Origin of the sequence: Pseudomonas sp. G5001 (genome assembly GCF_013385475.1) — a bacterium.
Taxonomy (GTDB): Bacteria; Pseudomonadota; Gammaproteobacteria; order Pseudomonadales; family Pseudomonadaceae; genus Aquipseudomonas.
In genome coordinates this window covers 21,967-41,423 of the sequence record NZ_JACAPZ010000006.1, presented here as the reverse complement: position 1 = coordinate 41,423, position 19,457 = coordinate 21,967, and the positions used below count along the sequence as shown (strand labels likewise).

Sequence of the window (19,457 nt, the reverse complement as noted above, 5' to 3'; positions counted from 1 at the left end):
TTTACAGTTCATGTAAAATGCCGGCCTTTCTCCCCACGATCCGCTCCCCTGAGGACCTGAGATGACCCGAATCGGAACTCCATTGTCGCCAACCGCGACCCGCGTAATGCTGTGTGGCTGCGGTGAGCTGGGCAAGGAAGTGGTAATCGAACTGCAACGCCTGGGCGTTGAAGTGATTGCCGTGGATCGCTACGCCAACGCACCGGCCATGCAGGTTGCCCACCGCAGCCACGTGATCAACATGCTCGATGGCGCCGCCCTGCGTGCCGTGATCGAAGCCGAAAAGCCGCACTTCATCGTGCCGGAAATCGAAGCGATCGCCACCGCCACCCTCGTGGAGCTGGAAGCCGAAGGCTTCACCGTGATCCCGACCGCCCGCGCGACGTTGCTGACCATGAACCGCGAAGGCATCCGTCGCCTGGCCGCCGAAGAGCTGGACCTGCCGACCTCGCCGTACCACTTCGCCGACACCTTCGAGGACTACAGCAAGGCCGTCACCGACCTGGGCTTCCCGTGTGTGGTCAAGCCGGTGATGAGTTCGTCGGGCAAGGGCCAGAGCCTGCTGCGCAGCGCCGATGACGTGCAGAAAGCCTGGGATTACGCCCAGGAAGGCGGGCGTGCCGGCAAGGGCCGCGTGATCATCGAAGGCTTTATCGACTTCGACTACGAAATCACCCTGCTGACCGTGCGCCACATTGGCGGCACTACCTTCTGTGCGCCTGTCGGTCACCGTCAGGAGAAGGGCGACTATCAGGAATCCTGGCAGCCACAGGCCATGAGCCCGATTGCACTGGCGGAATCCGAGCGCGTTGCCAAGGCGGTAACCGAAGCGTTGGGTGGTCGTGGTCTGTTTGGCGTCGAGCTGTTTATCAAGGGCGATCAGGTGTGGTTCAGCGAAGTGTCGCCGCGCCCCCATGACACTGGCCTGGTGACCCTGATTTCCCAGGACTTGTCGCAGTTCGCCCTGCATGCGCGGGCAATTCTCGGCCTGCCGATCCCGTTGATCCGTCAGTTCGGGCCTTCGGCTTCGGCGGTGATCCTGGTGGAAGGCAAGTCGACCCAGACGGCGTTTTCCAACCTGGGTGCAGCCTTGAGCGAGCCGGATACGGCGTTGCGTTTGTTCGGCAAGCCGGAAGTGAATGGCCAGCGCCGTATGGGCGTGGCGTTGGCGCGGGATGAGTCGATTGAGGCAGCGCGGGCTAAAGCCACTCGTGCTTCGAAGGCTGTTGTTGTAGAGCTGTAACCGAGTCGCGCCCATCGCGAGCAAGCCCGCTCCCACATTTGAATGTATTCGCAAATCAAAATGTGGGAGGGGGCTTGCTCCCGAAGGCGGTTTATCAGGCGACCTTGTTCAAATCGTTATTGCGCGTCTCTTTCAGGCACAACACAGCAATCAAGCTGATCACCGCTGCCGCCGACACATACCCGCCGACATAACTCAAACCGCCCATCGCCACCAGCTTGGTCGCGAAGAACGGTGCCGCCGACGCACCCACGATCCCACCCAGGTTATACGCCGCCGAAGCACCGGTATAACGCACGCGGGTCGGGAACAGTTCCGGTAACATCGCGCCCATCGGGGCAAACGTCACGCCCATCAGGAACAGCTCCAGCGCCAGGAACAGTGCCACGGCCCAGGTTGAACCGTGGGTCAGCAACGGCTCCATGGTGAAGCCGGAAAGGATGGTCAGGATCGCACCGACAATCAGCACCGGCTTACGCCCGTAACGGTCGCTGGCCCACGCCGCCAGCGGCGTCGCCGCGCCCATGAACAGCACCGCGAAGCACAACAGCCCGAGGAAGGTTTCACGGCTGTAGCCCAGCGTAGACACGCCGTAGCTCAGGGAAAACGCCGTAGTGATATAGAACAGCGCATAACACACCACCATCGAGGCCGCACCCAGCAGGACCGGCAGCCAATGCTGGCTGAACAGTTCCACCAGCGGCACCTTCACCGGCGCTTCCTTGGCCACGGCGTTCGCGAACACCGGCGTTTCATGCAGTTTGAGCCGCGCATACAGCCCCACCATCACCAGCGCCGCGCTGAGAATGAACGGAATGCGCCAGCCCCAGCTGCGGAACTGTTCGTCGCTCAGGCTCATGGCCAGGATCAGGAACAGCCCGTTGGCCGCCAGAAAGCCAATCGACGGGCCCAACTGCGGGAACATGCCGAACCAGGCGCGTTTGCCCTTCGGGGCGTTCTCGGTGGCCAGCAACGCCGCGCCGCCCCATTCGCCGCCAAGCCCGAGGCCCTGGCCGAAGCGCAGTACGCAGAGCAGGATCGGTGCCCAGGCCCCGATGCTGTCATAACCGGGCAGCAAGCCGATCAGCGTGGTGCACACGCCCATCAGCAGCAGGGAAGCCACCAGTGTCGACTTGCGGCCAATCCGGTCACCAAAGTGGCCGAACAGCGCCGAGCCCAGTGGCCGCGCGATAAACGCGATACCGAAGGTCAGGAACGAGGCGAGCATCTGCGCCGTGCCGGAGGTTTGCGGGAAGAACACCGGGCCGATCACCAGCGCGGCGGCAGTTGCGTAGATATAGAAGTCGTAGAACTCGATGGCGGTGCCGATGATGCTCGCGGTGGCGACCCGGGCCGTCGAGTTGGTCGGGGCGGCGGTCGCCGTCTCGTTATAGGTGGTGCTCATTGAGGTATCCCTGACGGTCATTGCGCGTTTGGACGCGGATTATTATTGGTCGAACACCCATGGATCAGGGTTGTGCGCGGGGCGGCTCGGGATGGGAGCAAACACCGGTCAGACACGGTAAAGCGGTGCCTGGACGCGCTCAGTGCGGGTAGCACGCGGTCGGGCGGGGCTTGGGTAAGCCGCCCGATTATAGGAAGGGGTTTGCGGATCCAACAAGGGGCTTAAGCGGCGACCGGCACCGTGCTGGTGTGCCAGATCAGCACCTTGGCGACGCGGTTGTCCTCGGTCTCGAGGATTTCCAGGCGATAGCGGCCGATTTTCAGGCACACGGCGCAATCCGGAATGGTCTCCAGTGCTTCGGTCACCAGGCCGTTGAGGGTCTTGGGGCCGTCGCTGGGCAGGTGCCAGCCGAGGGTTTTGTTCAAGTCACGGATCGAGGCGGCGCCGTCGATCACGTAGCGGCCATCCAGTTGGGGCTGGATGTGCGGGTTGTCGAGGTGGTGCTCGCTTTCGAACTCACCGACGATTTCTTCAAGAATGTCTTCCAGGGTCACAATGCCCAGCACTTCGCCGTATTCATCCACCACCATGCCCAGGCGGCGCTGTTGCTTGTGGAAGTTCAGCAATTGCAGTTGCAGCGGTGTGCTTTCCGGGACGAAGTAGGGCTCGTGACAGGCCTCCAGCAGCGCTTCCTTGGTCAGGCTGGCGTCCGGCAGCAGGTGGCGGATCTGCCGGGTGTTGAGCACCGCCTCGACCTGGTTGATGTCGCTGTGGAACACCGGCAGCCGGGTTCGGGTGGAAACCCGCAGTTGCTCGATGATTTCCTCTACCGGGTCATCCAGGTTGATGCCGTCCACTTCGCTGCGGGGCACCAGGATGTCGTTGACGGTGATGTTGTCCAGGGCGTGGATGCCCGGCATGCCCGGCGCGCGGGTGTTGGGGATTTCGGCTTCCGGCTCGTCGTCCTGGTCCGGCTGCGGCTCGTCGCTCTTCTTGACCAGCCCGGGCTTGCGGGTGAACGGGCGCAGCAGCAACAGGCTGACACCGTTGAGCAGCCAGGCCAGCGGATAAAGGATTTTCAGCGGCACGCTCAGCAAGGTATTGCCGAAGCCAAGGATGGTTTGCGGGTGGCGAGTGGCCAGGGCACGCGGCAGATAGTCGGCCAGCACCAGCAGCACCGCGCTGGAGATCGCCCAGCCGAGCCACGGGCCGTTTTGCGCCCAGGCGTAGATCGCCAGCAGGGTGCAGAGAATCACCACCACGGCGCGGCACAGGGTATTGCAGAGGATCAGGCTGTTGCGCGGGAAGTTCAGGCGGGCGGCGGCTTTGTCACCCTGGCGGGTGCCGGGGCGCAGGGCCAGCAAATGTTGCTGGGCGGCTTCGATGGCGGTAAACAGCGCCGACCATAAAACCAGCAAGGCTACTACCGCAAGCATCGGCCCCAAGGGCAAGTTGTCCATGTCGGCTGCCCGTCAGATATGCAGGATGTATTCGCGAACCAGCTTGCTGCCGAAATAGGCCAGCATCAGCAGGCAGAAACCGGCCAGGGTCCAGCGGATCGCCTTGTGCCCGCGCCAGCCGAGACGGTTGCGGCCCCACAGCAGCACGCTGAACACCACCCAGGCCAGGCAGGCCAGCAGGGTTTTATGCACAAGGTGCTGGGCAAACAGGTTCTCGACGAACAGCCAGCCGGAGATCAGTGACAGCGACAGCAGCGTCCAGCCGGCCCAGAGGAAGCCGAACAGCAGGCTTTCCATGGTTTGCAGCGGCGGGAAGTTCTTGATCAGCCCCGACGGGTGCTTGTGCTTGAGCTGGTGGTCTTGCAACAGCAGCAGCAAGGCCTGGAACACCGCGATGGTGAACATGCCGTAGGCGAGGATCGACAGCAGGATGTGGGCGAGGATGCCCGGCTCTTCATCAATGACCTGCACGGTGCCGGTCGGTGTGAATTGCGCCAGCAGCACCGTCAGCATCCCGAGCGGGAACAACAGCACCAGCAGGTTCTCCACCGGGATCCGGTAGCAGGCCATCAGGGTCAGCGCGATCACCGCGGCGGCAATCAGGCTGGCAGCGCTGAAGAAATCCAGGCCCAGGCCGACCGGCGTCATCAAGTGCGTGAACAGGCTGGCGGCGTGAGCCAGCAGGGCGAGGACGCCAAGGCCTACCAGCAGGCGTTTGTCGGCCTTGGCGCCTTGGGCCAGACGAGTGCCCTGATAGAGGGTCGCAGCGGCATACAAGATGGCGGCGGCGAGGCTGGGTAGCAAACTGGGTGACAAAGGGAGCATAAATCCTGTTAAGCAGGCCCGAAAGGCGCTGAGTTTGGCATACACCTGCGTAACACGAAAGACTCTCAGGCCAGACAGCGGGTGTGCATGGCGACAGTCTTCGCTATAATCCGCGACCTGCCCACGCCGCAGGCTCGCCGAGCGCTGTTTTTAATAGCGATTTACCACAGCCTGGGCCGCCATTACCTCGGTCTAACAATGCATTTCGATGAATAGGGCCTGAAAGGATCGCGCATGTTTGAAAATCTGACTGACCGTCTCTCGCAGACGCTGCGCCATGTCACCGGCAAGGCCAAGCTGACCGAGGACAATATTAAAGACACCCTGCGTGAAGTGCGCATGGCGTTGCTGGAAGCCGACGTCGCCTTGCCGGTGGTGAAGGACTTCGTCAACTCGGTCAAAGAGCGCGCGGTCGGCACCGAAGTGTCCCGCAGCCTGACGCCGGGCCAGGCCTTTGTGAAGATCGTCCAGGCCGAACTCGAAAGCCTGATGGGCGCGGCCAACGAAGATTTGAACCTCAGCGCCGTGCCGCCAGCCGTTGTGCTGATGGCCGGTCTGCAAGGTGCGGGCAAGACCACCACCGCCGGCAAACTGGCGCGCTTCCTTAAAGAGCGCAAGAAGAAGTCGGTGATGGTGGTGTCTGCCGACGTTTACCGTCCGGCGGCTATTAAACAGCTGGAAATGCTCGCGGGCGAAGTGGGCGTGACCTTCTTCCCGTCCGACCTGAGCCAGAAGCCGGTCGATATTGCCCAGGCGGCTATTAAAGAAGCCAAGCTGAAATTCATCGACGTGGTCATCGTCGATACCGCCGGTCGCCTGCACATCGACGAAGAGATGATGGGCGAGATCAAGGCGCTGCATGCCGCGATCAACCCGGTAGAAACCCTGTTCGTGGTCGATGCCATGACCGGCCAGGATGCGGCCAATACCGCCAAGGCCTTTGGTGATGCACTGCCGCTGACCGGTGTGATCCTGACCAAGGTCGACGGCGATGCCCGTGGCGGTGCCGCCTTGTCGGTACGCGCCATTACCGGCAAGCCGATCAAGTTCATCGGTATGGGCGAGAAGAGCGAAGCGCTCGAGCCGTTCCACCCTGAGCGGATCGCCTCGCGTATCCTCGGCATGGGCGACGTGCTCAGCCTGATCGAGCAAGCGGAAGCGACCCTCGACAAGGACAAGGCCGACAAGCTGGCTAAAAAGCTGAAGAAGGGCAAGGGCTTCGACCTCGAAGACTTCCGCGACCAGTTGCAACAGATGAAGAACATGGGGGGGCTCGGCGGCCTGATGGACAAGCTGCCGAACATCGGCGGCGTGAACCTGGCGCAAATGGGCAATGCCCAGGGCGCGGCAGAGAAGCAATTCAAGCAGATGGAAGCCATCATCAATTCCATGACCCCGGCCGAGCGCCGCGACCCTGAGCTGATCAGCGGTTCGCGCAAACGTCGGATCGCCATGGGTTCCGGCACCCAGGTGCAGGACATCGGTCGCTTGATCAAGCAGCACAAGCAGATGCAGAAGATGATGAAGAAATTCTCTGCAAAAGGCGGGATGGCCAAGATGATGCGCGGCATGGGCGGTATGTTGCCCGGCGGCGGCATGCCGAAAATGTAAAGAATTCGAGCAGAAGTTCGCTTCTGCTCCGACCCGCAGGGATGCGGGATCTCCAGCAAACCCGCCATTGGCGGGAGCTGACTTGCCGTTTTAACCGACGGCTCTATAGCAGATCTGAATGGCACGCTGATAGGCGCCAGAAAAAGACATTTGCAAAAGTCCGGATATTCCTTAGAATATGCGGCCTTTCGGGCACCTATGCCCGCTGTGCATTTAGATTTGCAGCACCGACTACAGGAACGATGTTCACATGCTAACAATCCGTCTTGCCCTTGGCGGCTCCAAAAAGCGCCCGTTTTACCACTTGACCGTAACTGACAGCCGCAACCCACGTGACGGCTCTCACAAGGAACAAGTTGGCTTCTTCAACCCGATCGCTCGTGGTCAAGAAGTCCGTCTGTCCGTGAACCAAGAGCGCGTAGCCTACTGGCTGAGCGTTGGTGCACAACCTTCTGAGCGCGTTGCTCAGTTGTTGAAGGATGCATCTAAGGCTGCGGCCTGAGCAATATGAACGCGACGCCAGCGGTAGCTGATGATTTGATCGTTATCGGCAAGATTTATTCTGTTCATGGCGTTCGCGGCGAAGTGAAGGTGTATTCCTTTACTGATCCGACTGAAAACCTGTTGCAGTACAAGACCTGGACGCTCAAGCGCGAAGGTAGTGTGAAACAGGTAGAGCTGGTCAGTGGACGCGGGAGCGACAAGTTCCTGGTCGCAAAGCTCAAGGGTCTTGATGATCGTGAAGAAGCTCGTCTTCTGGCCGGTTATGAGATCTGCGTGCCGCGCAACCTGTTCCCTGAATTGACCGACGGCGAGTACTACTGGTACCAGCTGGAAGGTCTGAAGGTTATTGATCAACTCGGGCAATTGCTCGGGAAAATCGATCATCTTCTGGAAACCGGCGCCAATGATGTAATGGTGGTCAAGCCTTGCGCTGGCAGCCTGGATGATCGCGAACGCCTGTTGCCCTATACCGAGCAATGCGTGTTGGCCGTCGACCTGGCAGCGGGCGAAATGAAGGTGGAATGGGACGCGGACTTCTAACGTGGCTAACCTGCGCGTTGAAGTGATCAGTTTGTTTCCCGAGATGTTTTCCGCCATCAGCGAGTACGGCATCACCAGTCGGGCGGTGAAACAGGGGCTCTTGCAGCTCACCTGTTGGAACCCGCGAGACTACACGACGGATCGACATCACACTGTGGACGATCGCCCATTTGGCGGTGGCCCGGGAATGGTGATGAAGATCAAGCCCCTGGAAGATGCGTTGGTTCAGGCCAAGGCAGCCGCCGGGGAGAAGGCGAAGGTAATTTACCTGTCCCCTCAAGGCCGTCAGCTGAATCAGTCGGCGGTACGCGAGTTGGCGAATCTGGAAGCATTAATCCTGATTGCCGGTCGCTATGAAGGCATTGACGAGCGGTTTATTGAAGCTCATGTCGATGAAGAGTGGTCGATTGGGGACTATGTCCTGTCTGGCGGCGAGCTGCCGGCGATGGTCCTGATAGATGCGGTTACACGACTGCTGCCTGGAGCTTTAGGGCATGCGGACTCCGCGGAGGAAGATTCCTTCACGGATGGTTTGCTGGATTGCCCGCACTACACCCGACCGGAGGTGTATGCGGATCAGCGTGTTCCCGACGTATTGCTAAGTGGCAATCACGCACACATCCGGCGTTGGCGTTTACAGCAGTCCCTCGGGCGGACCTATGAACGACGCGCCGATCTTCTGGAAAGCCGCTCGCTTTCTGGAGAAGAGAAGAAGCTGCTCGAGGAATACATCCTCGGGCGGGACGATAGTTAACAACGTATCGATGGTAGGTCCGACGACTTACCTTAGGAGCACAGCATGACTAACAAAATCATCCTTGCACTCGAAGCAGAGCAGATGACCAAAGAGATCCCTACCTTTGCCCCGGGCGACACCATTGTCGTTCAGGTGAAAGTGAAGGAAGGCGACCGTTCGCGTCTGCAAGCGTTCGAAGGCGTGGTAATTGCCAAGCGTAACCGTGGTGTGAACAGTGCTTTCACTGTTCGTAAAATCTCCAACGGTGTTGGCGTAGAGCGTACTTTCCAGACCTACAGCCCGCAAATCGACAGCATGGCCGTTAAACGTCGCGGTGACGTACGTAAAGCCAAGCTGTACTACCTGCGTGACCTGTCCGGTAAAGCAGCTCGCATCAAGGAAAAACTGGCTTAAGTCCAGCTTCCCGATGCAGAAAAAAGCAGCCTACGGGCTGCTTTTTTGTTGCCTGAAATTTGTCTATTTCCCCGGTATCTATTCATGACTCCCCGCCTCGAAGAAATTCAGCGTCGCACTGACCTTAAAGACGTTTTCCGCTTTTGTGGCGAGGGAGCTTGCTCCCGTTGGGCTGCGCAGCGGCCCTGAAACCGGCAATAGAAGTCTCTCTGTTGGACCTCAATGGTCAATCAGGGCCGCTTCGCGCCCCAGCGGGAGCAAGCTCCCTTGCCACAGATTATTTGCCCGCTTTCATTGATGTGTAGCGGCCCGTGCTGCGATAGGATCTACCCGACATCGCCATTTTCCCTGCTTGAGCCCTCATGTCCGCCATCGACCACCCCCAGATAGACCGCTTCCTCGACGCCCTCTGGCTGGAAAAAGGCCTGTCGGACAACACCCGCCAGGCTTACCGCAGCGACCTCGCGTTGTTCAATGGCTGGCTGCAGGAGAAAAACCTCGAGCTGCTCGACGCCGGTCGCGAGCTGATTCTCGACCACCTGGCCTGGCGCCTGGAGCAAAACTACAAGCCTCGCTCTACTGCGCGTTTTCTCTCAGGCGTGCGTGGCTTCTATCGCTACCTGCTGCGGGAAAAGCTGATCGCTGTCGACCCAACCCTGCAAATCGACATGCCACAGTTGGGCCGGCCACTGCCCAAATCCCTGTCGGAAGCCGACGTCGAAGCCCTGCTCGCAGCCCCCGACCTGAGCGAAGCCATCGGCCAGCGCGACCGCGCCATGCTGGAAGTGCTGTATGCCTGCGGCCTGCGCGTCACCGAGCTGATCAGCCTGACCCTGGAACAGGTCAACCTGCGCCAGGGTGTATTGCGCGTAATGGGCAAGGGCAGCAAGGAGCGCCTGGTGCCCATGGGTGAAGAGGCGATCGTGTGGATCGAACGCTACATGCGCGACGCCCGAGCCGAGTTGCTCAACGGTCGGCCCAGCGATGTGCTGTTTCCCAGCCAGCGCGGCGAACAGATGACCCGCCAGACCTTCTGGCATCGCATCAAGCACCAGGCCAAGGTTGCCGGCATCGGCAAGTCGCTGTCGCCCCACACCCTGCGCCACGCGTTCGCCACGCATTTGCTCAACCACGGCGCGGATTTGCGCGTGGTTCAAATGCTCCTGGGCCACAGCGACTTATCCACCACCCAGATCTACACCCACGTGGCGCGGGCACGTTTGCAGGAGATGCACGCCAAGCACCATCCCCGTGGATGAAAAACACTTCGGAAAAAGCCCAATTTCCCCGCGACTGGCTGCCCTGCGGCCCAACTGTGGTAGGCTTTGCCGGTTCGCAAAGGGGACGGCCCAAACCCGTGTTTGAAGATCGGTGTTCCTGCTCCCGTCCCTGCATCTGCCTTCAGGAGTTCCCATGCGCTTGACCCAGATTTTTGCCATCGCAGCCATTGCGTTGGTCTCAACCTTTGCCGTCGCCGACGACGCCGCAGAGAAGACAATCCGCAAGAGCCTGGAAGCCCTCCAGCTCGACACCCCGATTGAAAGCATCAACGCCAGCCCGATGGCCGGCCTGTACGAAGTCAAGCTCAAGGGCAGCCGCGTGCTGTACGCCAGTGCCGATGGCCAGTACATCGTCCAGGGCTACCTGTTCCAGCTCAAAGACGGCAAGCCGGTGAACCTCACCGAGAAAGCCGAGCGCCTGGGCGTGTCCAAGCTGATCAACGGTATTCCGGTGGCTGAAACCGTGGTTTACCCGGCCATCGGCGAAACCAAGACCCACATCACCGTGTTCACCGACACCACCTGCCCGTACTGCCACAAGCTGCATGCCGAAGTGCCTGAGCTGAACAAGCTCGGCGTTGAAGTGCGCTACGTGGCGTTCCCGCGCCAGGGCCTGGGTTCGCCGGGTGACGAGCAGTTGCAAGCCGTCTGGTGTTCGGCCGACAAGAAAGCGGCCATGGACAAGATGGTCGATGGCAAGGAAATCAAGGCCGCCAAGTGCGCCAACCCGGTTTCCAAGCAGTTCGCCCTCGGCCAGTCGATTGGTGTGAACGGTACGCCGGCCATCGTTTTGGCTGACGGCCAGGTGATTCCGGGCTACCAGCCTGCGCCGCAAGTTGCCAAACTGGCACTGAACGCAAAGTAAGCATTATCGTCGAGCCTTGACGATCATGATCCGCCGACAGTTCGGCGGGTCATTAATAGAGAGCCGCAGTTGTGCGGCTGTTTTCACGGCCGACCTTGAGTCGGCCGTTTCATGGGGAGTTCTTCAGTGAAACCGGTCAAAGTAGGCATCTGTGGGTTAGGGACCGTCGGTGGCGGCACCTTCAACGTACTTCAGCGTAACGCTGAAGAAATTTCCCGCCGTGCAGGGCGTGGGATTGAAGTGGCACAAATTGCCACGCGTACGCCAAAGCCTCAGTTCCAAACGACCGGTATTGCGATTACCAACGATGTCTTCGAAGTCGCCACCAACCCTGAAATCGATATCGTCATCGAGCTGGTAGGCGGCTACACCGTGGCCCGCGAGCTGGTGCTCAAGGCCATCGAAAACGGCAAGCATGTGGTCACTGCCAACAAGGCGCTGATTGCCGTGCACGGTAACGAAATCTTCGCCAAGGCCCGCGAGAAGGGCGTGATCGTGGCGTTCGAAGCCGCCGTGGCCGGTGGCATCCCGGTGATCAAGGCGATCCGTGAAGGCCTGTCCGCCAACCGTATCAACTGGGTGGCCGGCATCATCAACGGCACCGGTAACTTCATCCTCACCGAAATGCGCGAGAAGGGCCGTACCTTCGAAGACGTGCTGGCCGAAGCCCAGGCCCTGGGTTACGCCGAAGCCGATCCGACCTTCGACGTGGAAGGCATCGACGCTGCCCACAAGCTGACCATCCTGGCGTCCATCGCCTTTGGTATCCCGCTGCAGTTCGACAAGGCCTACACCGAAGGCATCACCAAGCTGACCACCGCCGACGTGAACTACGCCGAAGCCCTGGGCTACCGCATCAAGCACCTCGGTGTGGCGCGCAGCACCCCGGCCGGTATCGAGCTGCGTGTGCACCCGACACTGATCCCGGCCGACCGCCTGATCGCCAACGTCAATGGCGTGATGAACGCCGTGATGGTCAACGGTGACGCTGCCGGTTCCACCCTGTTCTACGGCGCCGGCGCCGGCATGGAGCCGACCGCTTCGTCTGTGATCGCCGACCTGGTGGACGTGGTGCGTGCCATGACCAGCGACCCGGAAAACCGCGTACCGCACCTGGCCTTCCAGCCGGACTCGCTGTCGGCCCACCCGATCCTGCCGATCGAAGCCTGCGAAAGTGCCTACTACCTGCGCATCCAGGCCAAGGATCATCCGGGCGTGCTCGCTCAGGTGGCCAGCATCCTGTCGGAGCGCGGCATCAACATTGAATCGATCATGCAGAAGGAAGTCGAAGAACAAGACGGCCTGGTGCCCATGATCCTGCTGACTCACCGTGTGCTGGAGCAGCACATCAACGACGCCATCGCCGCGCTTGAAGCGTTGCAGGGCGTGGTTGGGCCGGTGGTGCGGATTCGCGTCGAACACCTGAACTAATCGTTTTGCGGCAAGGGCCCCACGCGTTCGGCGGCCCTTGTTCAAGCATGCTCTAGAGGAGCCAGTCATGCGTTATATCAGCACCCGCGGCCAGGCACCGGCCCTGAATTTCGAAGACGTTCTGCTGGCCGGTCTGGCCACTGACGGCGGCCTGTACGTGCCGGAAAACCTGCCACGCTTCACCCAGGAAGAAATCGCTTCGTGGGCCGGCCTGCCGTACCACGAGCTGGCGTTCCGGGTCATGCGCCCGTTCGTCACCTGCAGCATCCCGGATGCGGATTTCAAGAAGATCCTGGAAGAAACCTACGGCGTGTTTTCCCACAGCGCCATCGCCCCGTTGCGTCAACTGAACGGCAACGAATGGGTCCTGGAGCTGTTCCACGGCCCAACCCTGGCGTTCAAGGATTTCGCCCTGCAACTGCTGGGTCGCCTGCTGGACTACGTGCTGGAAAAACGCGGTGAGCGCGTGGTGATCATCGGCGCTACTTCCGGTGATACCGGCTCGGCGGCGATCGAAGGCTGCAAGCACTGCGAAAACGTCGACATCTTCATCCTGCACCCGCACAACCGCGTGTCGGAAGTGCAGCGTCGGCAGATGACCACGATCTTCGGCGAGAACATCCACAACATCGCCATCGAAGGCAACTTCGATGACTGCCAGGAAATGGTCAAGGCCAGCTTCGCCGACCAGAGCTTCCTCAAGGGCACGCGCCTGGTGGCGGTGAACTCGATCAACTGGGCGCGGATCATGGCCCAGATCGTCTACTACTTCCATGCTTCCCTGCAGTTGGGCGGCCCGGCGCGTTCGGTGTCGTTCTCGGTGCCAACCGGCAACTTCGGCGATATCTTCGCCGGTTACCTGGCACGCAACATGGGCCTGCCGATCAACCAGCTGATCGTCGCCACCAACCGCAACGACATCCTGCACCGCTTCATGAGCGGCAACCAGTACGTCAAGGAAACCCTGCACGCCACACTGTCGCCGTCGATGGACATCATGGTCTCGTCGAACTTCGAACGCCTGCTGTTCGACATGCACGGTCGCAACGGTGCTGCCCTGGCCGGCCTGATGGACAGCTTCAAGCAAGGTGGCGGTTTCAGCGTCGAGCAGGAGCGCTGGACCGAAACCCGCAAGCTGTTCGACTCCCTGGCGGTGGACGACGCAGAAACCTGCGAGACCATCGCTGAAGTCTACGCCCAGACCGGCGAGCTGCTGGACCCGCACACCGCCATTGGCGTCAAGGCCGCGCGCGAATGCCGCCGCAGCCTGGACATCCCGATGGTGATTCTCGGCACCGCGCACCCGGTCAAATTCCCGGAAGCGGTAGAGAAGGCCGGGGTTGGCAAGGCGCTGGAATTGCCGCCGCACCTCACCGACCTGTTTGAGCGTGAAGAGCGTTGCACGGTATTGGCCAATGACCTGAAAGCGGTGCAGGCGTTTGTCAGCCAGCATGGCAATCGCGGCAAGCCACTCTGAGCCAACGGCTTTGCGTGGTGGATCAAGCCCGTCTTCGTGACGGGCTTTTTCATTCTGGCGAGCCATACTTGCGCGGCGACCAACAAGAATAATCAAGGAAACCCAACCGGTGTATTTATCGACCCGAGCACACGCGTGGCTGGCATGTGTGCTGCTGCTTGGCCATGGTTCGGCAAGCCTCGCGGCTGTCAGCCTGCCGTTCAAGCTGGTGCCGGCGTTCATTGCCCTGGAGCCCATGCCCCTGACGGTCAGCGAGCAGCAATGGCTGGCGGCCCATCGGCCACTGAGAGTGGGCATTTCGATTGATGACTATCAGCCGATCGATATCACCCGCGACCGCAATCGCTACCAGGGCATCAGCGCCGATTACCTGAGCCTGATCGGCGCGCGTCTGCATGCACCGATGCAAGTCCTGGGTTTTGCCGAGCGGGCGCAGGCGGTGGAGGCCCTGCGGAGCGGCGCCATCGATATTCTCACCAGTGCCAACGGTTACGAGCGTGATGTGTCGGGGTTGCGCTTTACCGAAGACTACATGCCGGACCGCTCGGTGGTGGTCGTGCGCCGGGATGACAGCACCCAGAACGAGGACCTCAAGGACAAGAAGCTGGTGTTGCTGGACGGTTACGCCAACGTCAAGAACGTCCATCAGGCGTATCCCGGCAGCCACATCATGCTGGCACCGAATCTCTACAGTGGCCTCGAAGCGCTGAAGCAAGGTGATGCCGATGCGTTTATCGGCAACGAAGTGATCGTGCGCGCCTATAAATCGCTACGGCCCTACCTGGGCTTGCAGATCAAGGTGGAAAGCCGGCTGGCGCCCATCGGCTTTGCCTTTGCCACGCGGGAGGCCGACCCGTTGTTGGGGACGCTGATGGAACGGGCGCTGGCGAGTATTGATGAGTCTGTGCGGCGGGAGATCCTTGCGCGCTGGACCACCGGACTGGGGGTGGGCATTGCCGCCGAGCGCATCGCCTTGTCGGCCCCGGAGCGGGCCTGGGTACTTCAGCATCCGCATGTGGTGGTGGCGTCCCAGCAACTGTCTCCCTATGTATTCAAGGACAAGGACGGCCAGTGGGTGGGGCTGAATGTGGACTTGCTCAACCGCATTTCACGCATGACCGGCCTGCAGTTCGTGATGGAGGAAGTGTCCTCCACGGCACAGACCCTGGGGTTGCTGGAAACGGGCAGGGCGGACATGAACACCACCCTGGCCGAGAATCAGGAGCGCAAGGCCTTTCTCGATTTCAGCCATGGGTTCGGGGGCTCAGGCTGGGTGTTTATCCAGCGCGCTGACGCACCGCCAGTGGCCAGTTTGAGCGAGCTTTCAGGCAAGGTGCTGGCGCTGCCGGCACGCCATGTCCTGGAGGGATATATTCGTCGCGAGCACCCCGGGATCAAGCTGCAATCGGTGGATAACTACGTCCAGGCCCGTGAGCTGGTAACGCAGGGTCGCGCGGCGGCGACTATCCAGAGTGAAGTGGAAGTGCAGAGTTACCCGGCCGATGAGTTGCGCATCGGCCGCAGTGTCGAGGGCAAGTGGTCGGCCAACAGCCTGTCGGTGCGCAAGGATCAACCGGAACTGCTGAGCATTTTGAACAAGGCGCTGGAAGCGCTGCCGGTCGCGGAATTGAGCGCCCTGCGTTTGCGTTGGCTGGGTAGCGTACCCGTCCCGGTGCCGGCCTGGCAGCGGGTGCCGCCATGGGCCTACTGGACGGTCGCCATGGCGCTGCTGTTTGTGCTGGTGTCCCTGGCCTGGAACAGCCGGCTCAAGCGCCAGATTCGCCAGCGCCTCCAGGCCGAGCAGCGGCTCAACGACCAGTTGGCGTTCAAGCGCGCGCTGCTGGACGGCATGCCCAACCCGGTATTTGTGCGTGATCTGGAAGGACGCCTGGTGACCTGCAACACCAGCTATGAACAACAGTTGAACACCCGGCGCGAGCAGATCCAGGGCCTGACGCTGATGGAAAGCGGGCTGATGCCTGACGCTACGGCCGCGCGCCTGCATGCCGGCCACATGGAGCAATTGGCGAGCCAGCAGTCGCTGTTCGTCGACCGGCAGCTGGAGTTCAATGGCGGGGCGTTTCATGTGTATCAGTGGACGGTGCCGTTCTTCGACGCCAAGGGCCAGCTCCAGGGTTTGCTCGGTGGCTGGGTCGATATCAACGAGCGCAAGGTCCTGGAGCTCCAGCTGATGGATGCGCGGCAGGCCGCTGACGAAGCGAACTACGCAAAAAGCGCGTTTCTTTCGACCCTGAGCCACGAGATTCGCACGCCGATGACCGCCATTATCGGTCTGCTCGAGCTCGAGCAGGAGCGTGCCCAGGCTGAAGGCAAGCCAGTGTCTGAAGCCCTGCGAGTGGCCCATCGCTCGGCGCGTGAGTTGATTGCCCTGATGGGTGACAGCCTCGACCTGGCCAAGATTGAAGCCGGTCATCTGCAACTGGCGCCGCAGGCCACTGACTTGAAAGGTTTCTTCGAGGGCATACAGCGCTTGTTCGAACCCATGGCGCAGAAAAAGGGCCTTCACCTGACCCTGGCATTCGACCCGAGCGCGCAAGGGTATTACTGGTTCGACCCGCTGCGCCTGCGTCAGGTTATCCATAACCTGTTGGGCAACGCGCTCAAGTTCACCTCGCGCGGCGAGGTTCGGGTCAGTGTTGCGCGCAAGCTTGACCCGGCGGGGGCCGAATATTTGCAGCTGTGTGTGGAGGACAGCGGGCCGGGCATTGGCGTCGAGCAGCAGGCGCGAGTGTTCAAGCCGTTTATCCAGGTCAGCGCGCGGACGGCTGCCGAGCACGGCGGCACGGGACTGGGCTTGAGCATCTGCCAGCAACTGGTGGAATTGATGGGAGGCAGCATCACCCTGAGCAGCGTGGTGGGAGAGGGCACGGTGGTGTGCATCGACCTGTACCTGGATCGGGTCAGCAGCGACGACGTGCCAGCATCTGCGGGTGTACCGCTGCTGGTGGCCGGCCGCAACCTGTCGGTGTTGGTGGTGGATGACCTGCCGGCCAATCGGCTGGTGCTGGTTCAGCAGTTGCAGTTTCTGGGTCATCAAGTAGTGGCCGTCGACTCGGCCGAAGCGGCCTTGCAGCGTTGGCACCATGAGGTGTTTGACGTCCTGGTCACCGATTGCAATATGCCGGGCATGTCCGGCTACGCCTTGAGTGAGGCCATCCGCCGGCTGGAAGCCCAGGAGCAACGGCCACGCCTGGCGCTGGTAGGTTGCACGGCGAATGCCCTGGATGATGAACAGCAGCGCTGCCGGGAGGCGGGAATGGATGAACTGCTGGTCAAGCCCGTGACCCTTGAGCACTGGACGCGCGTGCTCGCCCGCGTCGTGCCTGCACGCTCTTTCAGCATCCAGACCCTGCGCACCATGACCCAGGCCGACGGACCGATTTTGCAGCGGATGCTGCAGGAGCTGGCGAGGAGCCTTGAGCAGGAGCATAACCTGATGGCCTCCGCCATGGCGGACCACGACCAGGTCCGGCTGGCCGCCTCGCTGCACCGCCTGAAGGGCATATGCTGCCTGGTGGATGCGTTGCCGCTGGCCAAGGCCTGTGTGGCGCTGGAAGGGTGTATTCGGGAGCAGCGCAACGCTGAGATTGAAATGCATTGGTTAGCGCTGCGCGAAGCATTGATCGAATTCCAGGTCGAGCTTGAGGCTTATCTGGACCCGTCCGAATAAGACATGTCCTATGGGGAAGGCGCGGGGTTTTTATTAGTCTGTGCACCCTCGCTTCTCCCCGGTAACGTTTTTCATGCGCTCCCTCAACGTCCTGATCCTCGAAGATAACCCGTTCCAACTGATGGCCCTGCATCAGATGCTCAACGCCAACGGCGTATTCAATGTACGCACGGCCGAAACGGTCGACGCCGCTCGCCAGTCACTGGAGAGCAAGGGCGCGGTGGACATCGCGATTTGCGATCTGTACCTGGAGCAGGGTGATGGCCTTGAGCTGATTCGGGAAATGGCCGAGCGCCGCCAGGCTCAGGTGTTGATCCTGCTGAGCAACGCCGAGCCGGATGTGCTGGAAGGCGTGGCGCACATGGCCCGACAGTTGGGGCTCAACGTGCTCGGCTGCCTGCCCAAGCCGGCGTCGGCAACGCTGATCGGGAAAGTCCTCGAGGCGTGCCGGGAGCGCTTGCGGCCCGGGCCGCCGGTGGTGTCCTGGGAGCGGGTGCGCCACCTGCTGGACTTGAGCGAATCCGAGCAGTTGCCGCCTTCGGCGGATCTGAGCCAGGCCGCTATAGCCCGCTGCGGCACGGTCTGGTATCAGCCCATTGTCAGCCAGGCGGGCGCGTTGCAAGGTGTTGAAGCGCTGGCCCGCTGGCAGCTTCCTGACGGCGAGTTGCTGTTGCCTGACGCGTTTCTGCCGGTGCTGGAGTTTGCCGGAATGGAAGAGGCGTTTACCTGGCACGTGCTGGAACAAGCGCTGGGCCAGGCGGCACACGTCATGCGCGAAACCGGGCAGGTGCTGCCGGTGGCGGTGAATATCCCGGGGCGGATGCTGGAGCGTCCGCACTTTCCCCAAGTGCTGCAAGGCTTGCTGCAACTTCACGGCGTGCCCGCCCGTGGCCTGACCCTGGAACTGGTGGAAACCTCGCGCCTGAACACCGACAGCGCCCACGTCACCGGCTTGCTGCGTTTGCGGATGATGGGGTGCAAGCTTTCCATCGGTGATTTCGGCGTGGGCGGCACCAGCCTGCAACGCTTGCTGGAATTGCCCTTCAGCGAATTGAAGATCCCGCCGGCGTTTGCCAGCGGCATGGCCAGGGACGATCGCAAGGCGGCAGTGGTTGCTGGCGCCATGAGCATGGCGAGGCGACTGGGTGTGGGTGTGGTGGTGACCGGGGTTGAAAGTGCCGCCGACTATCACGCGGTAAGTGAACTGGGGGCTGCGTGGTTGCAAGGCTGCTTTATCGCCGGCCCCATGGACGCCGAGGCGCTGAAGCAGTGGATCGCGTTTCAGGCTAGGCCAGCCCGTGTTCCTGCACATAGATAAACAGCGCGGCGTCGTTGCTCAGGCCCAGCTTGCGCATGGCGCTGACCTTTTGTGCACTGACGGTTTGCTTGCTGCGATGAAGATTCGCGGCGATCTCGCCTACCGTCAGGCCGCCGGCCAGCAGGCGGATGACTTCCAGTTCACGGGGTGATAGTTGATCCTGGGAGTGCACACGCTCGACGCCTGCCAGGTTCAGTGACTGACTGATGGTCTGGGCCACATAACGTCGCTGCTGGCGCACCTGACGGATTGCTTCAGGCAATTCGTCTGCGAGACTGGCCTTGCTCAGCAGGCCCATGACACCCAACTCCAGGATGGCGTGGAACAGGCCGGCGTTGTTCAGCATGGTCACCACCACGATGGGCAGGCCCGGGTGATGCCGGCGCAGTTGTTCGATCAGGCGCAAGCCGTCGGCCTGGGGCTCGGCGGGCATCATGAAGTCGGTCACCAGAATGTCGCAGGCACAACGTTGCAGCAGTTCGCCAAGGGCCTGGGGTGAGTTGGCTTCACCGACGATGGTTAGCCTCTCGTCACGTTCCAGGACCGCCCGCAGACCGATGAGGAAAATCGGGTGGTCGTCGGCGAGGACGATGCGCAATGGCTTGTCAGACGTTTCGTTCAATACAGGCTCCCGGGGTAATTCGGGGATTCTAGCCT

Annotated in this window: 16 protein-coding genes; 12 read left to right on the top strand and 4 right to left on the bottom strand. The window is 61.3% G+C overall.

Translation table 11 applies throughout. The features are described 5' to 3' along the window. Positions 1 to 61 precede the first annotated feature (61 nt). Positions 62 to 1,243, top strand: coding sequence for a formate-dependent phosphoribosylglycinamide formyltransferase (gene purT / locus HX805_RS05115; protein ID WP_023659130.1), 1,182 nt, complete (start codon positions 62 to 64; stop codon positions 1,241 to 1,243). Positions 1,244 to 1,337: 94 nt separating this feature from the next. On the opposite strand, the gene HX805_RS05110 is transcribed toward purT, so the two are convergent. From HX805_RS05110 to HX805_RS05100, 3 genes are all read right to left on the bottom strand, one after another. Further along, a complete protein-coding gene (locus HX805_RS05110) occupies positions 1,338 to 2,648 on the bottom strand; it encodes an MFS transporter (protein WP_003209595.1) in 1,311 nt (436 codons plus the stop codon). A 221-nt stretch (positions 2,649 to 2,869) separates the two neighbouring features. Beyond that, the gene (locus tag HX805_RS05105; protein ID WP_177116660.1) at positions 2,870 to 4,108 is read right to left on the bottom strand and encodes a transporter associated domain-containing protein; all 1,239 of its coding nucleotides are present in this window, start codon (positions 4,106 to 4,108) and stop codon (positions 2,870 to 2,872) included. Positions 4,109 to 4,120: 12 nt separating this feature from the next. After that, positions 4,121 to 4,933, bottom strand: coding sequence for an inner membrane protein YpjD (locus HX805_RS05100; RefSeq protein ID WP_010176828.1), 813 nt, complete (start codon positions 4,931 to 4,933; stop codon positions 4,121 to 4,123). Positions 4,934 to 5,167: 234 nt separating this feature from the next. Here HX805_RS05100 and ffh point away from each other — a divergent pair, with 234 nt between their 5' ends. The 11 genes from ffh to HX805_RS05045 all read left to right on the top strand — a co-directional run bounded on the left by ffh (position 5,168) and on the right by HX805_RS05045 (position 18,800). Beyond that, positions 5,168 to 6,544: a signal recognition particle protein gene (gene ffh / locus HX805_RS05095; protein ID WP_003209589.1), complete on the top strand. Its 1,377-nt coding sequence runs from the start codon at positions 5,168 to 5,170 to the stop codon at positions 6,542 to 6,544. A gap of 250 nt (positions 6,545 to 6,794) precedes the next feature. Further along, entirely contained in the window at positions 6,795 to 7,046 is a 252-nt protein-coding gene (gene rpsP, locus HX805_RS05090) for a 30S ribosomal protein S16 (protein WP_003209587.1), read from the top strand. A 5-nt stretch (positions 7,047 to 7,051) separates the two neighbouring features. Further along, on the top strand, positions 7,052 to 7,588 hold the full coding sequence (gene rimM, locus HX805_RS05085) for a ribosome maturation factor RimM (protein ID WP_003175898.1): 537 nt from the start codon (positions 7,052 to 7,054) through the stop codon (positions 7,586 to 7,588). Between the two features lie 43 nt (positions 7,589 to 7,631). Next, positions 7,632 to 8,342, top strand: a complete 711-nt coding sequence (gene trmD, locus HX805_RS05080; protein ID WP_231988895.1) for a tRNA (guanosine(37)-N1)-methyltransferase TrmD — start codon at positions 7,632 to 7,634, stop codon at positions 8,340 to 8,342. 45 nt (positions 8,343 to 8,387) lie between these two features. Then, the gene (rplS, locus tag HX805_RS05075) at positions 8,388 to 8,738 is read left to right on the top strand and encodes a 50S ribosomal protein L19 (protein ID WP_003175895.1); all 351 of its coding nucleotides are present in this window, start codon (positions 8,388 to 8,390) and stop codon (positions 8,736 to 8,738) included. A 362-nt stretch (positions 8,739 to 9,100) separates the two neighbouring features. Beyond that, complete coding sequence (gene xerD, locus HX805_RS05070) at positions 9,101 to 9,997, top strand: site-specific tyrosine recombinase XerD (RefSeq protein ID WP_003209584.1); 897 nt, start codon at positions 9,101 to 9,103, stop codon at positions 9,995 to 9,997. 154 nt (positions 9,998 to 10,151) lie between these two features. Next, positions 10,152 to 10,883, top strand: coding sequence for a bifunctional protein-disulfide isomerase/oxidoreductase DsbC (dsbC, locus tag HX805_RS05065; protein WP_003209582.1), 732 nt, complete (start codon positions 10,152 to 10,154; stop codon positions 10,881 to 10,883). A gap of 126 nt (positions 10,884 to 11,009) precedes the next feature. Next, on the top strand, positions 11,010 to 12,314 hold the full coding sequence (locus HX805_RS05060) for a homoserine dehydrogenase (protein WP_003209580.1): 1,305 nt from the start codon (positions 11,010 to 11,012) through the stop codon (positions 12,312 to 12,314). 67 nt (positions 12,315 to 12,381) lie between these two features. Then, positions 12,382 to 13,791, top strand: coding sequence for a threonine synthase (gene thrC, locus HX805_RS05055; RefSeq protein WP_177116659.1), 1,410 nt, complete (start codon positions 12,382 to 12,384; stop codon positions 13,789 to 13,791). A 109-nt stretch (positions 13,792 to 13,900) separates the two neighbouring features. After that, positions 13,901 to 17,482, top strand: a complete 3,582-nt coding sequence (locus HX805_RS05050) for a transporter substrate-binding domain-containing protein (RefSeq protein WP_177116658.1) — start codon at positions 13,901 to 13,903, stop codon at positions 17,480 to 17,482. Between the two features lie 73 nt (positions 17,483 to 17,555). Next, positions 17,556 to 18,800, top strand: coding sequence for an EAL domain-containing protein (locus tag HX805_RS05045; RefSeq protein WP_177116657.1), 1,245 nt, complete (start codon positions 17,556 to 17,558; stop codon positions 18,798 to 18,800). Here the strand turns inward: HX805_RS05045 and HX805_RS05040 are convergent. Then, positions 18,769 to 19,422 carry a response regulator transcription factor gene (locus HX805_RS05040; protein WP_003209573.1) on the bottom strand — a complete coding sequence of 218 codons (654 nt, stop codon included), beginning with the start codon at positions 19,420 to 19,422 and terminating at the stop codon, positions 18,769 to 18,771. The two genes, HX805_RS05045 and HX805_RS05040, sit on opposite strands and share 32 nt — an antisense overlap. Positions 19,423 to 19,457: the final 35 nt, after the last annotated feature.